19 protein-coding genes and 1 other RNA gene are annotated in these 19390 nt (G+C 45.5%); 7 read left to right on the top strand and 13 right to left on the bottom strand.

What is annotated here, in order from left to right; genetic code table 11:
- Window positions 1-120: 120 nt before the first annotated feature.
- The 4 genes from PY479_RS11085 to PY479_RS11070 form a co-directional block, all read right to left on the bottom strand.
- Entirely contained in the window at window positions 121-1893 is a 1773-nt protein-coding gene (locus PY479_RS11085; protein WP_212593821.1) for a monovalent cation:proton antiporter-2 (CPA2) family protein, read from the bottom strand.
- A gap of 227 nt (window positions 1894-2120) precedes the next feature.
- Window positions 2121-3863, bottom strand: a complete 1743-nt coding sequence (locus PY479_RS11080) for a GGDEF domain-containing protein (protein ID WP_212593822.1) — start codon at window positions 3861-3863, stop codon at window positions 2121-2123.
- A gap of 37 nt (window positions 3864-3900) precedes the next feature.
- A complete protein-coding gene (locus tag PY479_RS11075) occupies window positions 3901-4113 on the bottom strand; it encodes a hypothetical protein (RefSeq protein WP_275483791.1) in 213 nt (70 codons plus the stop codon).
- A 19-nt stretch (window positions 4114-4132) separates the two neighbouring features.
- Complete coding sequence (locus PY479_RS11070; protein ID WP_275483790.1) at window positions 4133-4930, bottom strand: SAM-dependent methyltransferase; 798 nt, start codon at window positions 4928-4930, stop codon at window positions 4133-4135.
- Between the two features lie 283 nt (window positions 4931-5213).
- Here PY479_RS11070 and bamE point away from each other — a divergent pair, with 283 nt between their 5' ends.
- Window positions 5214-5729 carry an outer membrane protein assembly factor BamE gene (gene bamE / locus PY479_RS11065; RefSeq protein WP_275483789.1) on the top strand — a complete coding sequence of 172 codons (516 nt, stop codon included), beginning with the start codon at window positions 5214-5216 and terminating at the stop codon, window positions 5727-5729.
- Window positions 5730-5771: 42 nt separating this feature from the next.
- Here bamE and PY479_RS11060 read toward each other — a convergent pair whose 3' ends face one another.
- Together PY479_RS11060 and PY479_RS11055 are read right to left on the bottom strand one after the other, a co-directional pair.
- Entirely contained in the window at window positions 5772-6104 is a 333-nt protein-coding gene (locus PY479_RS11060) for an RnfH family protein (RefSeq protein WP_275483805.1), read from the bottom strand.
- Window positions 6094-6531 carry an SRPBCC family protein gene (locus tag PY479_RS11055; RefSeq protein WP_212593826.1) on the bottom strand — a complete coding sequence of 146 codons (438 nt, stop codon included), beginning with the start codon at window positions 6529-6531 and terminating at the stop codon, window positions 6094-6096. The genes PY479_RS11060 and PY479_RS11055 overlap by 11 nt, the downstream gene beginning before the upstream one ends.
- 200 nt (window positions 6532-6731) lie before the next feature.
- Between PY479_RS11055 and smpB the strand changes: the two genes are divergently transcribed.
- Window positions 6732-7214, top strand: coding sequence for an SsrA-binding protein SmpB (gene smpB, locus PY479_RS11050; protein ID WP_212593827.1), 483 nt, complete (start codon window positions 6732-6734; stop codon window positions 7212-7214).
- A gap of 106 nt (window positions 7215-7320) precedes the next feature.
- Window positions 7321-7675: a transfer-messenger RNA gene (gene ssrA / locus PY479_RS11045) on the top strand.
- Between the two features lie 116 nt (window positions 7676-7791).
- Here the strand turns inward: ssrA and PY479_RS11040 are convergent.
- The 5 genes from PY479_RS11040 to PY479_RS11020 all read right to left on the bottom strand — a co-directional run bounded on the left by PY479_RS11040 (window position 7792) and on the right by PY479_RS11020 (window position 12336).
- Window positions 7792-8916 (bottom strand): HNH endonuclease, encoded by a 1125-nt coding sequence (locus tag PY479_RS11040; protein WP_275483788.1) that lies wholly within the window; start codon window positions 8914-8916, stop codon window positions 7792-7794.
- A gap of 13 nt (window positions 8917-8929) precedes the next feature.
- Window positions 8930-9553, bottom strand: a complete 624-nt coding sequence (locus tag PY479_RS11035; protein WP_275483787.1) for a class I SAM-dependent methyltransferase — start codon at window positions 9551-9553, stop codon at window positions 8930-8932.
- A 63-nt stretch (window positions 9554-9616) separates the two neighbouring features.
- The gene (locus PY479_RS11030; protein WP_275483786.1) at window positions 9617-10774 is read right to left on the bottom strand and encodes a hypothetical protein; all 1158 of its coding nucleotides are present in this window, start codon (window positions 10772-10774) and stop codon (window positions 9617-9619) included.
- A gap of 122 nt (window positions 10775-10896) precedes the next feature.
- Window positions 10897-11403, bottom strand: coding sequence for a hypothetical protein (locus tag PY479_RS11025; protein ID WP_212593852.1), 507 nt, complete (start codon window positions 11401-11403; stop codon window positions 10897-10899).
- 9 nt (window positions 11404-11412) lie between these two features.
- On the bottom strand, window positions 11413-12336 hold the full coding sequence (locus tag PY479_RS11020; RefSeq protein WP_275483785.1) for a C-GCAxxG-C-C family (seleno)protein: 924 nt from the start codon (window positions 12334-12336) through the stop codon (window positions 11413-11415).
- A 347-nt stretch (window positions 12337-12683) separates the two neighbouring features.
- On the opposite strand from PY479_RS11020, the gene PY479_RS11015 reads away from it, so the two are divergent.
- The 3 genes from PY479_RS11015 (at window position 12684) to gss (ending at window position 17219) form a co-directional block, all read left to right on the top strand.
- Window positions 12684-14279 (top strand): diguanylate cyclase, encoded by a 1596-nt coding sequence (locus tag PY479_RS11015; RefSeq protein WP_275483784.1) that lies wholly within the window; start codon window positions 12684-12686, stop codon window positions 14277-14279.
- A 283-nt stretch (window positions 14280-14562) separates the two neighbouring features.
- Window positions 14563-15144, top strand: coding sequence for a YceI family protein (locus PY479_RS11010; RefSeq protein WP_228730319.1), 582 nt, complete (start codon window positions 14563-14565; stop codon window positions 15142-15144).
- Window positions 15145-15320: 176 nt separating this feature from the next.
- Complete coding sequence (gene gss, locus PY479_RS11005; protein ID WP_275483783.1) at window positions 15321-17219, top strand: bifunctional glutathionylspermidine amidase/synthase; 1899 nt, start codon at window positions 15321-15323, stop codon at window positions 17217-17219.
- Window positions 17220-17254: 35 nt separating this feature from the next.
- Here the strand turns inward: gss and PY479_RS11000 are convergent, their stop codons facing one another.
- A complete protein-coding gene (locus PY479_RS11000) occupies window positions 17255-17764 on the bottom strand; it encodes a TIGR00645 family protein (protein WP_228730321.1) in 510 nt (169 codons plus the stop codon).
- 194 nt (window positions 17765-17958) lie between these two features.
- A complete protein-coding gene (locus tag PY479_RS10995) occupies window positions 17959-18807 on the bottom strand; it encodes an SDR family oxidoreductase (protein WP_275483782.1) in 849 nt (282 codons plus the stop codon).
- A gap of 133 nt (window positions 18808-18940) precedes the next feature.
- On the opposite strand from PY479_RS10995, the gene PY479_RS10990 reads away from it, so the two are divergent.
- Window positions 18941-19357: a helix-turn-helix domain-containing protein gene (locus PY479_RS10990; protein ID WP_212593857.1), complete on the top strand. Its 417-nt coding sequence runs from the start codon at window positions 18941-18943 to the stop codon at window positions 19355-19357.
- The last annotated feature ends 33 nt before the right edge of the window (window positions 19358-19390 follow it).

Below are 19390 nucleotides of genomic sequence, written 5' to 3'. Positions count from 1 at the left end.
TTGATCAGGTTAATGCAAAAGAGTTATGCCGTGAATACTGTGATTAGATCGTCAACAAAGTTGACGAATTTGGTAAGTACAAAAATTTTTTTAAAAAATCGTTAAAAAGCACCGAGATCCTTAAATCCCCTTATCACGGTCAGCACGCATCAGGGACTCTAATTCCGCTTTACCTTCATTGGATATGCGGATCAACGCTTTCAAATCATCCTTATGTTCTGCACCGGCAACGACTTGCGCTTTATCATGCTCCGCAAATATACGTACCCGTTCAGAGGCTTGAACCTGGGACATACCCAGAGTTTGTAGCACACTCTCACTGGCACTTAGCGCAGAGCCAAAGGTTTCACGAAATACCCGAGTCACACCCATATTCATCAATCGATAGGCATGGTTACGGTCACGGGCACGAGCCACAATAGTGACATGCGGGAAATGAGTCTGTACTTGATTGACTATCTCTAGCGAATCATCGACTGAATCAACAGTGATCAGTATTACTCTGGCTTTGGTGAGTCCGGCAGAAAGCAGCATATCCAATCTTTTAGCGTCACCAAAATACACCTCACTGCCGAATTGCCTTACCACATCCACATGACGTGCATCTTTATCTAATGCCACAAACGGGATGCCTGTGGATGCCAATATACGGCCGGTAATTTGCCCCATTCGGCCAAATCCGGCGATGACGACCTCACTTTCACCAGGATCAATAACATCCGCCAAGCGATTATGATCTTCGGCAGGCTTGCCCGTGGCACGAAACGCACGGAGCAAGTAGGGAGTCACCGCCATCGACAGCCCGATCACCAATACCAGGGCCTGGCTTAACTCCTGGGATAATAGTCCTGACAGATGCGCTTGAGATAACAACACAAATGCAAATTCACCACCTTCAGCAAGAATCAAACCTAATGCCACGCTACTGCGCCAAGCATGGCGACGCAGCTTGCCAAGTAGAACCAACACTAATGTCTTAATCGCCAGCATTGCCAGCAATATACCTAACAACAACAACGGTTCTTTTAGCAGTAGGCTGAGATCCATACTCATGCCGACCGCCATAAAGAACAGTCCCAAGAGCAATCCTTTAAATGGATCTATATCGGTTTCCAGCTGATGGCGATAACTGGAGTTGGCCAGCAGAACCCCCGCAAGGAATGCGCCCATGCCCGATGACAAACCTAGCCACGCCATCAAGGCAGCACTTCCCATCACCAATAACAATGAAAAAGCAGTCAGCACTTCGCGAACACCGCTCGCAGCAACCAGTTGCAGCAACCGAGGCAATAAGTACTTGCCCATAAGCAGAAAACCTAATAGTGCTACACAGGTCCAATACCAAGGTACGGCACGATGTCCGGCATCAGCAGCATTGGGGGCAAGGTATGCTGTCAGCAGCAACATGGGAATAACAGCCAAATCCTGCATCAACAGGACGCCAAACGCATCACGACCAACAGGCGTGGTCAGTAAGCGCTGATCGGTCATCAGTTGTACTGCGAATGCTGTCGAGGACAAAGATAATGCCGCGCCGATGATAATCGCTGCAGGCCATGAAAGCCCTACATATGCGGAAAAAATAGCGACTGCGGCCCAGGACAATAATAACTGTCCACTGCCAAGGCCAAAAATGGCGCTGCGAAGTTCCCACAGTTTTCCCGGGCTAAGCTGTAACCCCATCATAAACAGCATTAACACCACCCCAAATTCAGCGAAATGTAACACTGACTGTGGCTCTGACACCACGCCAATGCCTGCGGGGCCTAAGATCACGCCTGCGGCCAGATAAGACAAAATGGGGCCGACCCCAAAACGCTTGCCAAGCGGTACTAATACAACACCCGCCAACAGAAAAAGTAGGGTCGAGATTAATATGTTGTCCTGTTCCATCAGGATTCCTTATGACAGCAAAGTATGGGGTGAGACAGCGGATCAACAGCAATCGCTAACAACAGGTCGCACGCAAATACAGAAATATTTGGCACCAGGTGACGAGCACTAAGATATGTGATTAACGTGGCCAAAGCTGCAATTTCAGTAAAGGCCTTTGGAGAGCTTCAGTATAAGCGCATTGCCAGCGGATAATAAATGCTTAATTAAGGTTTAATGCATTTGGTTCAGTTACTGAACGCCTCAGTCATATTCAGCAAGTCAGGTTGGGTTTCTGGGGCGCCACCAACGGTGTTACCTCCAGTGTCTTTGGCAACGTTCATCGCGTGATGGGCACGGTTAATCAACGGCTCCAAACTGAGGTCATCTTCAGTTCGGCAACTGACGCCGACACTCGCAGTTGCAGTAAATTGATGACCACTGCGATTGCTGGAGATGTCGGCAATTGCCAGACGGAGTTTGTCGGCCAGGGATAGCGCATCTTTTGCAGTGGCATCAGGCAAAATCACAAGAAACTGCTGCCCACCGTTACGTGCAAAAATAGATTTCCGAGGCAGTAATGGTGACAAAGTTTCCGCAATCCGACAGAGCATCCAATCACCGGTACCAAAGCCAAAACTGTCGTTTATCACTTTGAAATTATCCAGTGCTAACACCAGAACACTGAAATCCCGGTTCTGGCTCATTGCCTGAACAAAACTGATATCGCCCATGGATTGAGCTGCAGCTCGGTTATATATCCCCGTCAGAAGGTCGTGACGTGACAGCCTCATATAACGCTGTTTCTGTTGCCAGCCCCAATAGGCAAAACCAGCCAACATGACCATGACAACGCTAAGTAAACTCACGAACATGACCATATTGTTGTGCTCCTTTTCCCGTAGCATTTCACGAGTAAGCAGCAGTTCACGTTCTTTATTTAATAACTTAAGTTCTTGTTCTCGTTCATTAGCACTGAAGTGAGCAGCTTGATAGGCCAACGCTTTTACGCGATTTTCGTCAAACAACTTGCCGCTGATATCCAGATATTGTTGCTGATATGCGAATGCCTTTTCAAACTCCGACTTGCCAGCCGCCACGTCCGCGAGCACCTTTAGCGCTTCACTTCTGGCTTCCATATTACTGCTGTCGTCTTTAGCTTCCAGCACGTTGAGCGCCATGAATTCCGCTTCCTTTTTATCTCCGAGCGCTAAATCAACCTTTGCCAATAAAGCACTGGTACTGATAATTTCAGTCGCGAAATTAAACTTTTGATACTGCGCCAATGAAATGCGGAAATATTTTTGGGCAGTATGATTGTCGCCGAGCATACTGGCGGTATCAGCGAGACCTTTGTTAATCATGGGGACAATTAATGAGTAGCCGTGTTGGGTGCAGTAGCCCAGTCCCTCCTGTAAGCTCTCATTAGCTTGCTTCAACAAGCCCCTTCCGCTTTGAGACATCGCCAGTAAAAAGATCCCATAACAACGTGCCTTGGTATCTTTTTGCTCTTCAGCAAGGTCCAAAATGCGAGAAGCATACAACCCCATTTCATCGTATGCGCCTAACTCATCATACAAATTTGCAATGCGGAAATAGGAATCACGTTTTTCAACCGGATCGTCGACTTTTTCAAGTAATGCTAAATTGCGCCCCATCACGATCAACGCATCCCGATACCGCCGCAAGCCAATGAGACAAACAGCACGATAATTGTATATCTGACTTAAATATCGGGGAGCACTTATCTTGGCTTCTGCTTTATCAAGATATGCCAGTGCATCATCAAACTTACCGCTGAAAATCTTGCTGATGGCGGAGGAAATTAATAATCGAGTGGCTTGTTCTGAGGTAAAGGAGCCAATACGCGGCGTCAATAAATCAATTTGCTTTTGTGCAGCAGTGACGTCAGTTTTTTGTATCTGCTCTAATTTTCCGAGCTCGATATCGATGTTATCGATCGGCGCGGCCGACAGCCTACCGCCCCCCATGAGCAGTAAAAGACAGAAAACTAAACCTAATCGCGGTCTATAGTTTATTACCATGATTCACTAACAGAAACGGGATCGTATCATCACCGACTAAAGCCTTTAATGCTGAACTATCTTGATTCATCACTGCGTCCGCATAGATGCCCTGGAGGCCACTTTGAGCCAACACCGCATTGGGGTTCGCATAATACGCTTGACGAAAACACGCGTCTTCACCCATCTTCGTTAAAAAATTCTGTAGCGCTTCCATAACACCTCCTTATGTGTGACTAACCTAAATCTTTCGGCGTTAACCCCAACTGCTTAAGAACCCGGAGATTATACTGCAATGCCCGCGATGGCGGGATAACCAGTGTGGTAATGGCATTGAGTGATGCTTCGGGCAAATCCTTTAAATCAATCCATTCGGCTCGGCAATTTCCAATCGGCAAGTTAGTCGCTTCATATAAACAAACTTGATGGTCATCGGGATACCATTGCCTTAACAAATCGACCAATACCTTAAGCCGCGCTTGGGTTGTCGCAAAACCGGTAAGTGTGTGTTCACCCGCTAGTGCGATTTGCCACAGTAAAACATAACCGGAATTGTCCAGATGATGTTCAAAAAACATAAGCTGACTTGCTTCAAGACTTTGACAGCCATAATTTCCTGGGTCAATGCCTAAATCTGCCCATAAACAATCTTCTGCAGATATACCCGGTTCCATTGAGGCACTATACCCCTCATTTTTTGCCCGACTGATGGCCATATGAGGAACACAAGCAAACACCCCCGGATGCCCATAAAATACTCCCACCACCCTTTTCCCGGCACGAACGGAAGACATTATCGCGTCTGTCATCTGTTCATAGGTGATACGGCGGTTTTTAATTTCACCCTTTTTGGCATAGAACTGCTGTAGATCTGTAATATTGGGGTTTAGACTTTCTAACCAGCGTTGCCCATAGGCATCGGGCATTAATGAAAACACCTGCTGAGCGCTTTCAATATAGCTTTTCCCAATAACGGTCACCTGCCCAGCCAATTGCAGACCAGTGCCCACGCAAACTAGACTTCCCTTTTTCATCAACGTTTTAACATTTCCTTGTCTTTCTGGCATTTTTACAAGATTTTCACCATTCTGGTGACTATTGCAGGCGTTTGCAATAATAGATAGGGATAGCCATAACACTTACAAAGATTTGTAAGAGAATCTTCATTCAACAAGTCACTGACTTGTAAAAAATGATCACAATAGAACTAATACAAAATCCATCTGTCCAACTTGCGACAGAACAACGATAATCCTTGTGTTTAATATTGGGGCTTGGTTATTATGGCCCGCAGTTTTTCAGGAAGCAGCAATCCAGATGTCGATTAAAAACCAAAGTCTTACCCTTTTAGGCGCGGCTGCGCTCTCATTATCACTCAACGCCTGCAGCGTAATGGACTGGTTAGTGTACAAGCCCGATATTCCACAGGGTAACTACATGGAACCACAACAGGTTGAAAAATTGCGTGTCGATATGACCAAAGCTCAGGTTGAGTATGTTCTTGGTCGTCCGGTATTGCGTGACAGCTTTGCTGATAACACTTGGTATTATGTCTACCATTACAAAAGTGGTCGCGACGCCAGCGTGGTACATAAAGAACTCATCGCCCATTTCAACGGCGACAAGCTGGCCTCAGTAACCGGCGATTACGAGATAAGTAAAGACTTCAATACGCCTTTGGATGAAACAACGCTGCTCGAAAACCACAGCCCAGATATGCTGCCACAGGTCCCGGCTCAGCGACCAGAAGCGAAGCCATTAGTGGAAGAAAATAATCCTGCTAAAACTAATGAGACAAAAACCGAACAAAGTACGCCGAATAATCGGAAGTAATGTTTGAGTTAAAAAAAGCGCCATTAGGCGCTTTTTTTACACTTAGCTGATTTTCGCACCGGTGGTCTTGTTAATACGACCTTCTTCTTTGGCCTTTTCAGCTCTTTTGCGCCGGACATCTTTTGGATCTGCAATCAGTGGCCGATATATTTCCACTCGCAGCCCTGGCTGCAGCTCATCATCAGGCTTCATCTGATGACTAAAACATCCCAGTTTAATATTTGCCAAATCTATCTCAGGAAAAAACTCGCAAATGCGGCTTTTGTTAACCGCATCTAAAAAGGTTGTACCTGGAAGTACCGACACAGCAATGACTTTCTGCTGATCAGGCAATGCATAAATTACCTCAACGGTAAATGCAGCGTCATTTGCCACCATACACCTCCTTCGCTCTGGAAGTAAAAGCCGTCACCATCGATGCAACCAACTCTCTAAACACCCGGCCAAATGCCATGCCCACGATGCTGTTGGAAAACTCGAACTCCAACTCGAACTCCACTTTACAAGCATCTTCAGCCAGTGCTGTAAATTTCCAGCTACCATACAGGTGCTTAAAAGGGCCATTTTCCAAACGCAATTCAATGCTTTTACCGGCAACCACCTGGTTTCGAGTGGTAAATGTTTTACTGATCCCAGCCTTGCTGATATCCACTGACGCCACCATAGTTTTGCCATCAAACTCCAGCACCTTACCACCGACACAGCCCGGCAAAAACTCCTTATATGACTCAACATCATTCACCAAATCATACATCTGCTGGGCGCTGTAACGTACCAGAATATTTCGAGAAACGTGCGACATCCGTTTTTTCAGTCTCCACATAGGCGAGAAAATCAGCCCTGGATTTTAACACGCCAGAGATAAAACGCACCTTTACTAAAAACGATGTGGAGCTTGCCGCATAAAAAATACACATACAGCTAACGGAGTATTTGAATCGCTTTAAAATAATGCATTTGGCCAATTCCAAATTAGCAGTGGCTGCGTATAATAGCGGGCCTATGGCTAAGAAGAACGCAAAAAGCAAAGGCGCACAGCCGGCGACCATCGCCCGCAACAAACGCGCCACCTTTGAATTCCGTTTCGACGAAAAGATCGAAGCGGGTCTTTCGCTTATGGGGTGGGAAGTAAAAGCAATCCGTGCCGGAAAAATCAATCTGTCAGAAAGCTTTGTGCAGATGAAAAATGGTGAAGCCTTCCTGCACAACTGTACAATCACCCCGCTGAATACTGCATCTACTCACGTTATCTGTGACCCAACACGCCCACGTAAGCTGTTACTTAATCGTCGAGAACTCGACAGACTGGCAGGGCAAGTAGAACGGCAAGGTTACGCTATCGTGCCCATCTCCATGTATTGGCGCAAAGGTGCCTGGGTAAAAGTGGAAATCGGTCTGGGTAAAGGTAAGAAAGCCCATGACAAACGCGAAGACATTAAACAGCGTGACTGGGCTATTGAAAAAGCCCGAATGATGAAAAAATAATGTATGGTTTATCCGTAAGTTGCTCGAATAACCAGCAAACAGTTGTAGCCTTATCCTTGAAAACTTGGTGAACAATCCCAATAAAGGTTACAATTGATAATATCTTGGGGGCGATTCTGGATTCGACGGGATTCGCGAAACTCCGGGAGCATGCCGAGGGGCGGTTGGCCTCGTTAAAAGCCGCAAAGTTATAGTTGCAAACGACGATAACTACGCTCTAGCCGCTTAATGCCGCTAGCCATCTACCACAGGTCTCGCACATGGGCAGTGGATTTGATGGTCACCTTACATCGTGCTAGCGAGGGAACCTTGTTTGGGGGTGAACCGCGAAACAGTACCAAACTCACCGTTTGAAATCCTGTCTTTCGGAGTTTAACCGGTTAAATAAAAGAGAGACTAAGCATGTAGGGCCCTGAATGTAGGTGTTCCGGACGCGGGTTCAAGTCCCGCCGCCTCCACCACCTTCCTAAAGGACTGATTCCATTACGGTTTCAGTCCTTTTTCTTTATCTGGAGCTGACACTTTTTTGCTACCTAAATGTGTTACATATTATTAGTTGTATTAGTTAATATCACTATTAGCCTTGGTAAACTTGTTCTCGATGATAATGCATATAGTCAAGATTGAATCCACTATTCCGCAATTTCATATCTGCCTTGATACCAAGCATCTCCGGTCTTTCTAACTGTGATGAAATGATGATTTCGCCACTATTTTCAAAGGTTATCAGCCCCTTGTCAAAAGCCTTATCCAAATTAGCCACAAGAAGCAAACCGTTAAAAGGATCTAGTCGTTCATTATTATTGGATGAACGCCAAGGTTTAATATGGCTAGCGACAAGTAGTGCAGGCATTCGGTAATTGGTCACTGCACATCCGTGCCAAAGATTAAATAAGCGCTCTCTAAACTTCCCTTGGCCCATTCTGGCGCTAACTAATGTCGTTTTTTCTGTAGGTTTCAATGTAGGGTCATGCCAAATCTGCTCAACGTCATCGGTGACGTCCACTTGACTTAAATCGGATAAAAAACTGGCATAGGATTTTAACGCATTGCTATACATAGCATTGCCTTTCTTATCTAACTGTTTAAATTCCGCAAGCTCTCTCAAAGGTGTCACAATGTGTTGGTATTGATATAGGGAAGAAATTTCAGTTAACGGTTGACTACTTAGTCCGGCATTATTAGCAATCTTTGAAAGTGTATTTTTAACTGCCCCCCAATAATTTTTTATGGTTTTCTGACTTTTACCAAGGGATTCAAACCACCGTTTATAAAGTTCATATAACTGCGTAAGATTTTGCGAAAGTGCCAAACGCAGATCGATGCAACTTACTGAAGATCTAAAATAGTCGAACAACTCTTCGTCCAATGTTGCATAAGCAATTTTATTTTTACTGTAACGGCTCAGATCGTCTAATTGGTAACCATCATGGGTTCGAAGATGCCAAAAGCCCTCAGTTCGTAAATGAAAGAATGGATTTTCAGGGCTATCAACATCACCGGTTATCTTCAATCGATCAAAATAAACACTGAAGCGCTTTTTAAGTAACTCATTAAGCTCAATTCTGTTTTCAGTAATGAGTTCTTCTTCAATTAACGACATTACTGCCAAAAGCATACATACCTTGTGCGGTTTGTTATGTCCGTTAATACGCATCGTATTTAGCTGTTGGAATTTATTAAGATAATATTCAAACGACATAGTCTCGCTATCCCTATTCCTTGGTAAGTACAATAGTCTGCCAAGTCACGTTACTACGACCAAGTTGATCTGTAACTAATTGTGATTTAGTAAGAAGTTTTAAGTGCTGCATCTCTGCATGTGCAATTAATTTCTCAACTTCAATGGGATAAGCAATACGACCGTCGCTAAATTCTCCCACACGCAATGTCATGACGAGTATTCCACCAATATTCAGCAGGTAGCTCAAATTATTTAATGCTTGCTGTTGTTCATGTTGATTCAAATGCATCAACACAGCAGAAAGTAGAATTAAATCATACTTTAAGTTCAATGCTTTTATTAATGATAAGTTTGGTAATGTATCCGCAATCCAATCTATTGGAAGATAAGTCTGGCTTTTATATATGTCAGACAAATGTTCGGATTTTATTGCTAGCTCTCGCAAAGAATTCGCCGGTTCAACAGCAATGACTCTCCATCCTTTTGCAGCTAAGAATTTTGCATCTCGCCCTGAACCTGCACCAACATCCAAAGCTGTACCAATTGTGCGTTTATCAAGTTCTGGTAGCCAAAAGGCATGAACTTGCTCAGAAGTTACAGACTCATACTGCATAAAAAATGAGTCTGCATTGTGCTGATAAATATCATTACTCATTCCAATCTCGTTTTCTGAATTAGTAACTGCCAATTAATCTCACAATTACGTTCAGGTTAAAGGTTACAAATAAATGCCCGTCCAACTTACTACAACGTTTTTAGGGCGAGACGCCAACCAACGACGCCATTGCTGTTCAAGTGCCGCAAGCCCTCCTGGATAACTCGCGTTCAAGGTCTGCACCATATCAATTGGCTTACATCGAAAATGTACAACCGCAGAGAAAAGATCTTTTAGCGCATTTTTGCCTTCTGATTGCGACATCAAAAAATACATTAGTGCGTGACTGTATTGATAGAACAAGGTCTGATTTTGCGCCCAATCCCCATCTGTAGCATTAAACAAATTAATAAGTTGCATTGGTGAATGACGAACTAACGACCAGTCTCCTGGTTGAATTGTTACGTTAAAACCGTCTAAATCCATATTCTCAAAATATTCAGCCATTCCTTCATTAAACCAACGAGGCGTAATGCCAAATTGTGCGGCATTCATGACATGTACCGATTCATGAACTGCAGTGGCAAAGCCTTGTGTATCGGTGCGATACCAAACGACTGCGAGGTTATCTCGATGGCTGTAAAAGCCTTGAGAATTAACGTTAAGCGTATAATAACGCATAAAAATGTCATCATAGACAGCCTTACTTTGTATAAGCGTAACGTCCACTCGTACCGGAAGTAGTTCTTCTGGAGGTAAAAGCGTTCGGTAAATGCCATCGACCTGACGTAAATACGCTGATAAACGGTCTTTGAAAAAAGGCTTTATACCGCTAGATAATGCATGAATGCTGAGATCAAAGTTATAGGTCGGTGATTGATAATTAGTCTGCGCCGCAGACATTGCATCACGACGATCGGAGAAATGTTCAGTACCGACATTATCGGTCCAATGATAAATATTTTGCTGCTTTGGTCGCTTGCCCTTATTCGCATTGCCGGAACATATTCCACTATGAAATTCAACGAGGCGCGTTGACAGAGTATGATCTGATGATAACAAGGTTGAGCTATCCAAATGATATGGCTCAGCCTTCTTTAAAATTAATGAACAACTCGACCATTTCTGCCGGAAACACACATAGTGTAGTTCTACTTCTAGTCTCGTTATATAACCGGCCAACGAACGGTTAAGCCATCGGTTATCTATTTGAAAAACTAAAACGGTAATACCGATACAAGCGACTATAAATAGTAACCAACGCGATAAGCGACGTTCCATGCCCTATGTCCTTTTTTCATCCTTTTAAACGCGCTACTCTGACTATAGCGCGCGGGTTCTGCTTTCTCACTACAAAAAAGCCCGGCGAGTGGCCGGGCAATTACTGCTTTAGCTAACAAAGTTTAAGAGGATGGAATATCTAAGAGTTGCGTTTGTACTTGGGCAAGCGTACCGCTGATATTGATTGCCAACTTTAATTGGCCGATGGTGTCGCCAAGCTTTTCCAGACTGCCGGGGGTAAATATATATTCCCCTGGAGTCTCTAGCGCGGTAATGGTGCCGGAACAAGCATCTACACTAGCGTTACACTCAAAACGTACCGCCTTATGCCAAGGAAACGCAAACGCAGACACCTGCTCTCCCGGAATATTCAGGTACATCACCACATAGTTGGCACCCGCATCAGTCACTGGCTCTGCGGAATCAGTACTGAGAGAAAAAGTCACGGCTTTGGTAGCTGCATCAATACTCTCAACATTGATATTAAGGCTGGTCGCATCGTTCACTGACACGTAACTGGGTTCTGGTGTTGTCGGTGTTGTTGGTGTGGTAGCAGTGTTGTCATCAGAGCCACCACAACCACCAAATGTCAGGGCTGCAGAGATTAATAACAGGTTATGGTATTTCATCACCGCCTCCTAATGACAATCACTACAGGTATAATCTGCATGAGCACTGGTCAGCCCAGCGGAGACATCATGTTCGCTATGACAGCTCTGGCATTCCATTTGAGAGTTAACATCGGTGGCGAAATAAGTGTCTGGCTCTCTCTTGGTACTACTGTGACATGCGCCACAATCACTATTGCTATCGGCAACGGTAGCAACATCCAAGGTGCCATCTAATGCTTTATTGAGGTAATCCGCGGTGATATAGGCAACCTCAGCTGTTACCTGTGCACAACGTTCAAGTTTAGCCGCATGACTCGTACCAAATTTGCTTTGCTTTGACCATAAAGTGACTGATGTATGGCACAAAATGGATTTAGCTACTGATTGACCAATAAGCTCGGCAGTCAAAGGTTCGCCAGCGTTAGTTGTACGCGTGGGCGCGCCGATAGCGGTTAGAAATTCACTGTCGCCCCGAGGCATCGAAGTGCTTTCATAATAGTGGTAGACCGAGCGGATCACTTTAGTCCGGTCAACACCGGCAAGCATGTTTACCGCCATGGCTGCCGCGTTAACACACCCACACAGTGATCCCCAGCCACTGACACCACCACCGCCATAAACGGTAATATTGGTAGGTATTGCCGCAAATTTGCAGGCATCTTCATGACCTTGAGCGGCGAGCTCCTTCACTATGGCGTCAAAAACACCGTACATGCAGCCGCCTTTGCCATAATCTTCGTATGCACGTTTTGCTACTGCGAGTGGATCAACCTTAACGTAGGTCAGTAAATTTGCAGCCAAATCGCTACTGCCATCACTACCTATGCCAATCGCGTTATCACCCGCACAAGTGTCTGCCGCCATGGCATTTGCCATGATCCCCCCACCCGCAGCGACACTAACCAAGCCAATAATCTGTCCCATTGCCTGACGTCGATTTATATTCATCATTTCACCCCACATTTGTTATTTTGCAAATTGCACAAATGCAAATTGCAGATAATTAAAATTAATAAAATCAACTACTTAATGGTGTATGCCAGATTAGACAGATAATTGTTATGTGAATGTGATCAATGACTACTTATTGTCAATTTATGCAAATAATCTTTTTAAGATTATTTTCATATAACAATAAGTTATCCGTCAGCCGGCCACACAAAATATGTTCATGAGCGGTTGGGCACTGTCGTCATATACTGAGATGATTGGAAACGCATTTTCTGTAATACTTCTATACTTGGCCCAACAGGGTAATGGCTGCGTAACAGGAAGTTACAAACCAAAAGACTGAATAAATGATGAAAAGATCCAGCTTAAGGTCGCAAATATTATTTGCTGCTGCTTTGGCATGTTTTGCCATTCTTTCTGCGCAGGTGACGATTCGCTATCTGTGGACAATTCCACAGCTCGGTGAACTCGCTCGCTATAACGATAAACTGGATTTGCTGCAAATTAAGGCCGCAATCAATGCACAACTGCGGAAATTACAGAATTTTGCTTATGACAACGGCGTCTGGGACGAGGTCTATCAAAACGCTCAATCAGGCGACCGACAATGGTTTCAGCAAAGCTTTATGATCCAAAGGTCTCTGCAAAAGTTATCTATCAATGGGCTCTATTTTTACAACAATAGCGGCCAGCTATTAGCTGGAATGAGTATTGATAATGACGGGCAATTACTAGATGTAAAAATGTTAACCCAACCGTCGTTAATGGCTAAGAGCCTGCTCATCCACCCGAATGAAATAGTCGCAAATCAGTTAAAGCCCATTACAAAAACCAATTTTATTACCATCAATAACGCTCCGGCTGTCGTCATCAGCCAAAGTCTGGCACCTTCTAATGAGATAGGGCCTAATGCTGGAACGCTAGTACTTTGGCATTACATTGATCAACAGTTTATCAGCGAAATGTTACCGTCGGCCCATGACAATATATTCATTATTCCACCGGAAAAAGTTGGCAATATTGCGAACGATATTAGCGCTAACCTGCAAACAGATGATGTTCAGGTGAAACTACATGATAAGAGCCTCTATCTCGGAATTCTGGGCATAGACAATCAGTTGCTGTTAGCCATCAAAGTGCCTCAAAGTCCAAGGCTCTATGATGAAGAACTGTTCAATCCAGCACTTATTGCTGGCATAGTTGTTTCGATCTTTACCTTATTTCTGCTTTATTTATTCATCAGTCGCAAACTGGTAAATCCCATTCGCAACCTTTTAAAAACAATTAGCTACGTTAATTTCACTAACGATTACACCGCCAGAACCAATCTGACAGGACACAACGAAATTCATAAGTTAGGCAGATTAATTGATCGGATGTTTGATCTGGTTGAAAGGCAACAACGCAAACTGACGCAAAAAAATCAGCAACTGCAAAATCTTAGTAATACCGATGCATTAACCGGACTGGCAAATCGCCGTTATCTGGATGAATATCTGACAGCACTGCACAGCTCTGGAGCCAATCGTAAACAACCACTCGCAATGCTGGTGGTTGATGTGGATTACTTCAAGCGATACAACGATTTTTACGGACACGCCTTAGGCGATAAAGTACTACAACAAGTGGCAACCACCTTACAGGAGAGCACCCATAGAGCGACGGATCTGGTTTGCCGCTATGGCGGAGAAGAATTCGTATTAGTCTTGGAAAATACCAGTAAAGAAGAGGCGGTGACAGTGGCAAACCACCTCTGTCACGCCGTAGAAGCTTTAGGCATCCCCCATCAGACATCAGCCAATACAAACGTCATCACGATCTCAATTGGTATTGCTGCAAAACCTGCTGACGAAATTATTGAATGCGAAACCTTGTTTGCCTGGGCTGATGCCGCGTTGTATATCGCCAAAGAAAATGGTCGCAATCGTTATGAGATAGCCTGACGAAACTCAAGCCGCAAGGCTATCTCGTCTAGGAGGGTTGCAGCACTAAAATGATATTGGCGACACCAGCCTTTATTGCTTAGGGCCTCGCTTGCGGCGTCACATTTATTTCATTTATTCGAATGATTTATGCGAATTTTCGCCGTTGTTTTAAAAATTTTAGAACGTAACATGATCACAGAACAAGGAATTACAGGCAGTTGTGCAGTACTGGTTTTCCTGAATTTCTACTCGATAAACCCGGCTACCAAGCTGCCGGAATACTGTCTCAGAGAGGAAAGATATGCGTCTTTTGAAAAAAGTTACACTGGGAATTGCTTTTGCCAGCTTAACAGGCTTGAGTGCCGGTGCAATGGCCGAAACATTTCAACTCGATCCAACCCACACAAGTGTCATTGTGTCTTGGAACCACTTTGGCTTTTCTAACCCAACCGCCAGTTTCAATGATGTCACTGGTACCCTGAACTTCGACGACGCCGATGCGGCCAAGTCTAAAGTCAGTGTAAAAATCCCGGTTAAGACTGTGGACACTCGTGTACCTGCGTTGACTAAAGAATTTTTAGCCAAAGATTACTTCGATGCAGAAGGACATCCAGAAGCCACGTTTGACAGCACTAAAGTTGTGAAAACTGCCGCGAATGAATATGACGTTACCGGTAAGCTGACAATAAAAGGCATCACTAAAGAAGTGGTGTTGCACGCCAAATTGAATAAAGAAGGTGAGCATCCAATGAAGAAAAAACCTACTGTAGGTTTTGATGCGACTACCGTCATCAAACGTTCTGAATTCGGTATGGGCCAATACGTACCATATGTCAGCGATGAAGTGACCATTCACATCAGCACAGAAGCCAGCACTCTGTAATCCGGCACTAACAAGTTTTAAGAACGCCGCCCACCTCGTCTCTGTGGGCGGTGTTCTTTTGCTATTTTCAATATCCGCCTTTAAGCCGCTACCAAGCGCTGACCCAGCAAAACATTTACTTCCACTATTCCGCCATTTTTCCAATAGCGCTATGCTGCTGCCATCAGAGATTCATCATGCAAAGGAATACCAGTTTGCACAAATTACAGTTTCCGCCTGAGCCGTTCGGAACAGTGCTAGGTCACGCACCTGGAGGTGTGGCCATTTACTCCAGCGATTATGCCACCGCCGATCCAGAGCAGTTTCGCAATCATGCGGCATATCGCAGTTACATCGGCAACGAATATATGGGACATAAATGGCAATGTGTGGAATTTGCCCGACGCTGGTTGTATCTCAACCGCGGGTTGGTGTTTACCGATGTGCCGATGGCCTATGATATTTTTGCCTTAAGACACCTGCGCCGCGTAGAGGATGATGCACTGTTGCCGCTGCAGGCTTTTGCCAATGGCAGTAAGAGAATGCCAGAAGCTGGCGCGCTACTGATCTGGGCTGCGGGTGGTGAATTTGACGTCACCGGACATGTCGCAGTGATAACTGAGGTGTTATCCGATAAAGTGCGGATTGCCGAACAGAATCTGGAACATTGTAAATTGCCTGCGGGGCAACAATGGTGCCGCGAATTACAGTTGGCACAGACCACTGATGGCGGCTATCGCATCATTGAAGGTTTCTGCGACACTCGCATTCTTGGTTGGATGATCCAGACCGAAGAGACGACTTATGCAGAACCGGCACACTGGACCAACCCAAAATTATTCGATCTCAATAGCCGAAAAGTCACCGACAAAGGACAGTTCACGGGCCCTTGGCTAGATGAGCACGACCCACTGCAATTGGCGTTTGTGCATGCGATGGGCGGACACTTTCTCACTGATAAAACAGCTGAGCAATGCCGTTATTTCCGGATGTCGGAAACTGCAGAACGGGAGCTTATCCGCGCGACCAACGAGCTGCATCTGATGTATTTACACGCCACTGAGCGGGTGCTACGAGATGATGAACTGCTGTCCAACTTCAACATTCCCAAAGTACTGTGGCCGCGCTTGAGACGTTCCTGGCAAACACGGCGCCACCAGATGATTAATGGCCGTTTTGACTTCTGTATAACCCACAAGGGACTCAAGGTTTACGAATACAATGCCGATTCGGCTTCCTGTCACACTGAAGCGGGACTCATTCAGGGATTATGGGGAAAACAAGCCGGTGATGTTGACGGCTATGATGCGGCCGAAGATCTCTTGTCTGCCTTGGTTGAAGCCTGGCGTCACAGTGATGCCAGTGGCACAGTTCACATCTTGCAGGATGATGACAAAGAGGAAAACTATCATGCGCTGTTTATGCAGCGGGCGATGACCCAAGCGGGGATCAGCAGCAAGATTGTACGCGGCCTGCAGCAACTGCATTGGAACGACGCCGGAGAAGTGGTCGATAAAGATGGTGAAGCCATTAACTGTGTCTGGAAAACCTGGGCTTGGGAAACCGCCCTGGAGCAAATCCGCGCTGAGTGTGAAGACGATGACCGCGCCCCACCTATCCGTACCGGGACACCCAATACACCGGTTCGACTGGTCGATGTACTGCTACGCCCCACGGTACAAGTATTTGAGCCACTATGGACGCTGATCCCCAGTAACAAGGCAATCCTGCCAGTGTTGTGGAGCTTGTTTCCACATCATCGTTACCTGCTAGACAGTGCTTTTGAGCTGACAGATGAGCTTAAACAGCATGGGTACGTGATAAAACCGATTGCTGGTCGCTGTGGCGATAACATCAGTCTGGTAGACAAGCACGAGCAGCAACTGGGACAAACCGAAGGCCGCTTTGCCCACCAGCAACAGATTTATCAGGAGTTATGGCGCCTGCCAAAAATCGATGGCTACCGGGTACAGGTGTGTACCTTTGCGGTCGGAGGTAGTTATGGCGGTAGTTGCGTGAGAGTCGACGATTCGCTGATTATCACTACCGACAGTGACTTATTGCCACTGCGGATAGTGCCTGATGATGAGTTGTAAACAACCAAACTTGTAATGAAATTGCCGGCTGATCGTCAGTGCTTTTTCTGACGGTCAGCAATCGCATCGGTGACCGCAAATAATACACCGGACACCACAAATGTCAGGTGAATGCCGACTTTCCAACCTAACACACTACTACTAAGATCTCCGGCGGCGACAAAAGCCTTGAGCAGTTCTACGGCAGAAATTGCGACAATTGCCCCGATCAGTTTTAACTTGAGATCGGAAAATCCCACTTTACCCATCCATGCCGGCCGGTCTTCATGATCATCCACCGACATTTTCGATACAAAATTTTCGTAACCGCTGAAGGCGATAATCAACAACAGGCTGGCCAACAACGCGCTGTCCACCAGTGTCAGGATACTGACGATTGACTCTTCCGGTGTTGCACTGATAATACCGACTAATAAGTGGTACAACTCTTTAAAAAATTTCACCAACAGCGCCACTACCGCCAGCATCAACCCAAAAAAGAACGGTGCCAATAACCACCGTGACCGAAATAATAGATGCTCAAGTACGGTTTCGAGCTTAGACATTGAGGTAACACTCCCTGAAAATACAGCGCCAATAAACTGATAAGTAAAATCATTACCGATTTTAAGAATTTCAGCAACTCTCGGTTTTTGTTATGAAATTATAATGACTCTGATTGCTGAAATTCGCAGCGGATAAAATGGAAAAGGAGCCATCAAATGGCTCCTTTTTGCAATATTAACTTCTCGATGAATGGCTATAGCGCTTCATTGATACTTTGTTGAATTGTCGTCGTTGGGCGGCCAATTAAAGCGGACAATTGCTTGCTGTTATCAAATAATCCACCTATGGCAGCACCGGATTCTGAGTTCGCCAACATGACAGCAACGGGTGCGGGTAAACCGACCTGCTCCAATAAGGCGATGAACTCGGATTCTGATAGATTGTTATAGACCACCGTTTTACCACTGGCAGCACTGATGTAATCGGCAAATTGGCTCAGGGTGAACGCCTCGTCACCTGCGAGTTCATATACTTTACCGGCTTGCTCTGGTTGAGTTAGCACCTTGGCGGCCGCTGCAGCAAAATCTGCGCGACTGGCAGTGGCTAATTTGCCATCATTGGCACATCCAAAAACCGCCCCATGTTCTATAGCTGACGCCACACTAACGGTATAATTTTCGTTGTACCAACCGTTACGTAAAATGACCGCCGGAATACCGCTCTGTTTAATGTATGCCTCGGTGAACAGATGTTCCTCAGCAAGCATCAATGGCGAAGTGTCAGCGTGTAGCAGACTAGTGTAAGCCAATAGACTCACCCCCGCGGCTTTTGCCGCATCGATAGCGGCTTTATGCTGCGGTGCTCGTTTACCAATTTCGCTGGATGAGATCAGCAACAACTTATCAACGCCAGCGAACGCGCTGAGCAAGGTCTCCGGAGCATCATAGTCTGCATGGCGAACTTGGACACCTTTGGCTGCCAGATCAGCCGCCTTATTTACATTACGCACGGCGGCCACAATCTGCGCAGCTGGCACGACTTTTAACAACTCATCAATCACCAGACGCCCCAGTTGTCCGGTTGCTCCTGTTACTGCCAACATAATTTCGCTCCTTACAAAGGTTTTACCTAAAATCAGATGTCACTGGTGATGTAACACCGTTGCGAGCTATACTATCGCCTTAACAAACTTTTAGTAAGTACGCACAAAAAGGTAAGTATAGATGGCAAATTGTATGGCGGATAAATTTTTGGCAAAAAAGATGCTGCGAGGCGACCTGTTTTCAGATAAATGCCCGTCACGCGACGTGCTTAAACATGTTACCAGTCGCTGGGGCGTACTGGTGTTGCTGGCACTATTAGATGGCAAACAACATCGTTTCAGCGCCCTCAAACGCAAGATTCTGGGGGTGAGCGAAAAAATGCTGGCGCAGACGCTGCAACAACTGGAAGGTGATGGGTTTGTGGATCGTACGGTTTATCCGGTAGTCCCGCCACACGTGGAATACCAATTAACAGCCTCCGGAGTGCAGATAGCACAACAGGTAGTGGGTTTAGCTGACTGGATAGAAGAAAATCTGCTGCAAATCCTGCAAGCACAACAACAATATCAAAACCAACAAAATGATGGCCCACAACATTGGCAATCATGAGCTGACGAGTAGTGGATAAGCGCACAAAACTTA

The organism is Shewanella sp. A32 (genome assembly GCF_029167175.1).
In the GTDB taxonomy this organism is placed as follows: Bacteria; Pseudomonadota; Gammaproteobacteria; order Enterobacterales; family Shewanellaceae; genus Shewanella; species Shewanella yunxiaonensis.
Note: the sequence above shows the minus strand (reverse complement) of the source record. Positions and strands in the feature narration are given on the sequence as shown.

What these genes read in the sequence shown, in the direction of transcription:
- PY479_RS11085 (WP_212593821.1), bottom strand. Translation starts at nt 1,893, where the DNA reads ATGGAACAGGACAACATATTAATCTCGACCCTACTTTTTCTGTTGGCG.
- PY479_RS11080 (WP_212593822.1), bottom strand. Translation starts at nt 3,863, where the DNA reads ATGGGGGGCGGTAGGCTGTCGGCCGCGCCGATCGATAACATCGATATC.
- PY479_RS11075 (WP_275483791.1), bottom strand. Translation starts at nt 4,113, where the DNA reads ATGGAAGCGCTACAGAATTTTTTAACGAAGATGGGTGAAGACGCGTGT.
- PY479_RS11070 (WP_275483790.1), bottom strand. Translation starts at nt 4,930, where the DNA reads ATGAAAAAGGGAAGTCTAGTTTGCGTGGGCACTGGTCTGCAATTGGCT.
- bamE (WP_275483789.1), top strand. Translation starts at nt 5,214, where the DNA reads ATGTCGATTAAAAACCAAAGTCTTACCCTTTTAGGCGCGGCTGCGCTC.
- PY479_RS11055 (WP_212593826.1), bottom strand. Translation starts at nt 6,531, where the DNA reads ATGTCGCACGTTTCTCGAAATATTCTGGTACGTTACAGCGCCCAGCAG.
- smpB (WP_212593827.1), top strand. Translation starts at nt 6,732, where the DNA reads ATGGCTAAGAAGAACGCAAAAAGCAAAGGCGCACAGCCGGCGACCATC.
- PY479_RS11040 (WP_275483788.1), bottom strand. Translation starts at nt 8,916, where the DNA reads ATGTCGTTTGAATATTATCTTAATAAATTCCAACAGCTAAATACGATG.
- PY479_RS11035 (WP_275483787.1), bottom strand. Translation starts at nt 9,553, where the DNA reads ATGAGTAATGATATTTATCAGCACAATGCAGACTCATTTTTTATGCAG.
- PY479_RS11030 (WP_275483786.1), bottom strand. Translation starts at nt 10,774, where the DNA reads ATGGAACGTCGCTTATCGCGTTGGTTACTATTTATAGTCGCTTGTATC.
- PY479_RS11025 (WP_212593852.1), bottom strand. Translation starts at nt 11,403, where the DNA reads ATGAAATACCATAACCTGTTATTAATCTCTGCAGCCCTGACATTTGGT.
- PY479_RS11020 (WP_275483785.1), bottom strand. Translation starts at nt 12,336, where the DNA reads ATGATGAATATAAATCGACGTCAGGCAATGGGACAGATTATTGGCTTG.
- PY479_RS11015 (WP_275483784.1), top strand. Translation starts at nt 12,684, where the DNA reads ATGATGAAAAGATCCAGCTTAAGGTCGCAAATATTATTTGCTGCTGCT.
- PY479_RS11010 (WP_228730319.1), top strand. Translation starts at nt 14,563, where the DNA reads ATGCGTCTTTTGAAAAAAGTTACACTGGGAATTGCTTTTGCCAGCTTA.
- gss (WP_275483783.1), top strand. Translation starts at nt 15,321, where the DNA reads ATGCAAAGGAATACCAGTTTGCACAAATTACAGTTTCCGCCTGAGCCG.
- PY479_RS11000 (WP_228730321.1), bottom strand. Translation starts at nt 17,764, where the DNA reads ATGTCTAAGCTCGAAACCGTACTTGAGCATCTATTATTTCGGTCACGG.
- PY479_RS10995 (WP_275483782.1), bottom strand. Translation starts at nt 18,807, where the DNA reads ATGTTGGCAGTAACAGGAGCAACCGGACAACTGGGGCGTCTGGTGATT.
- PY479_RS10990 (WP_212593857.1), top strand. Translation starts at nt 18,941, where the DNA reads ATGGCGGATAAATTTTTGGCAAAAAAGATGCTGCGAGGCGACCTGTTT.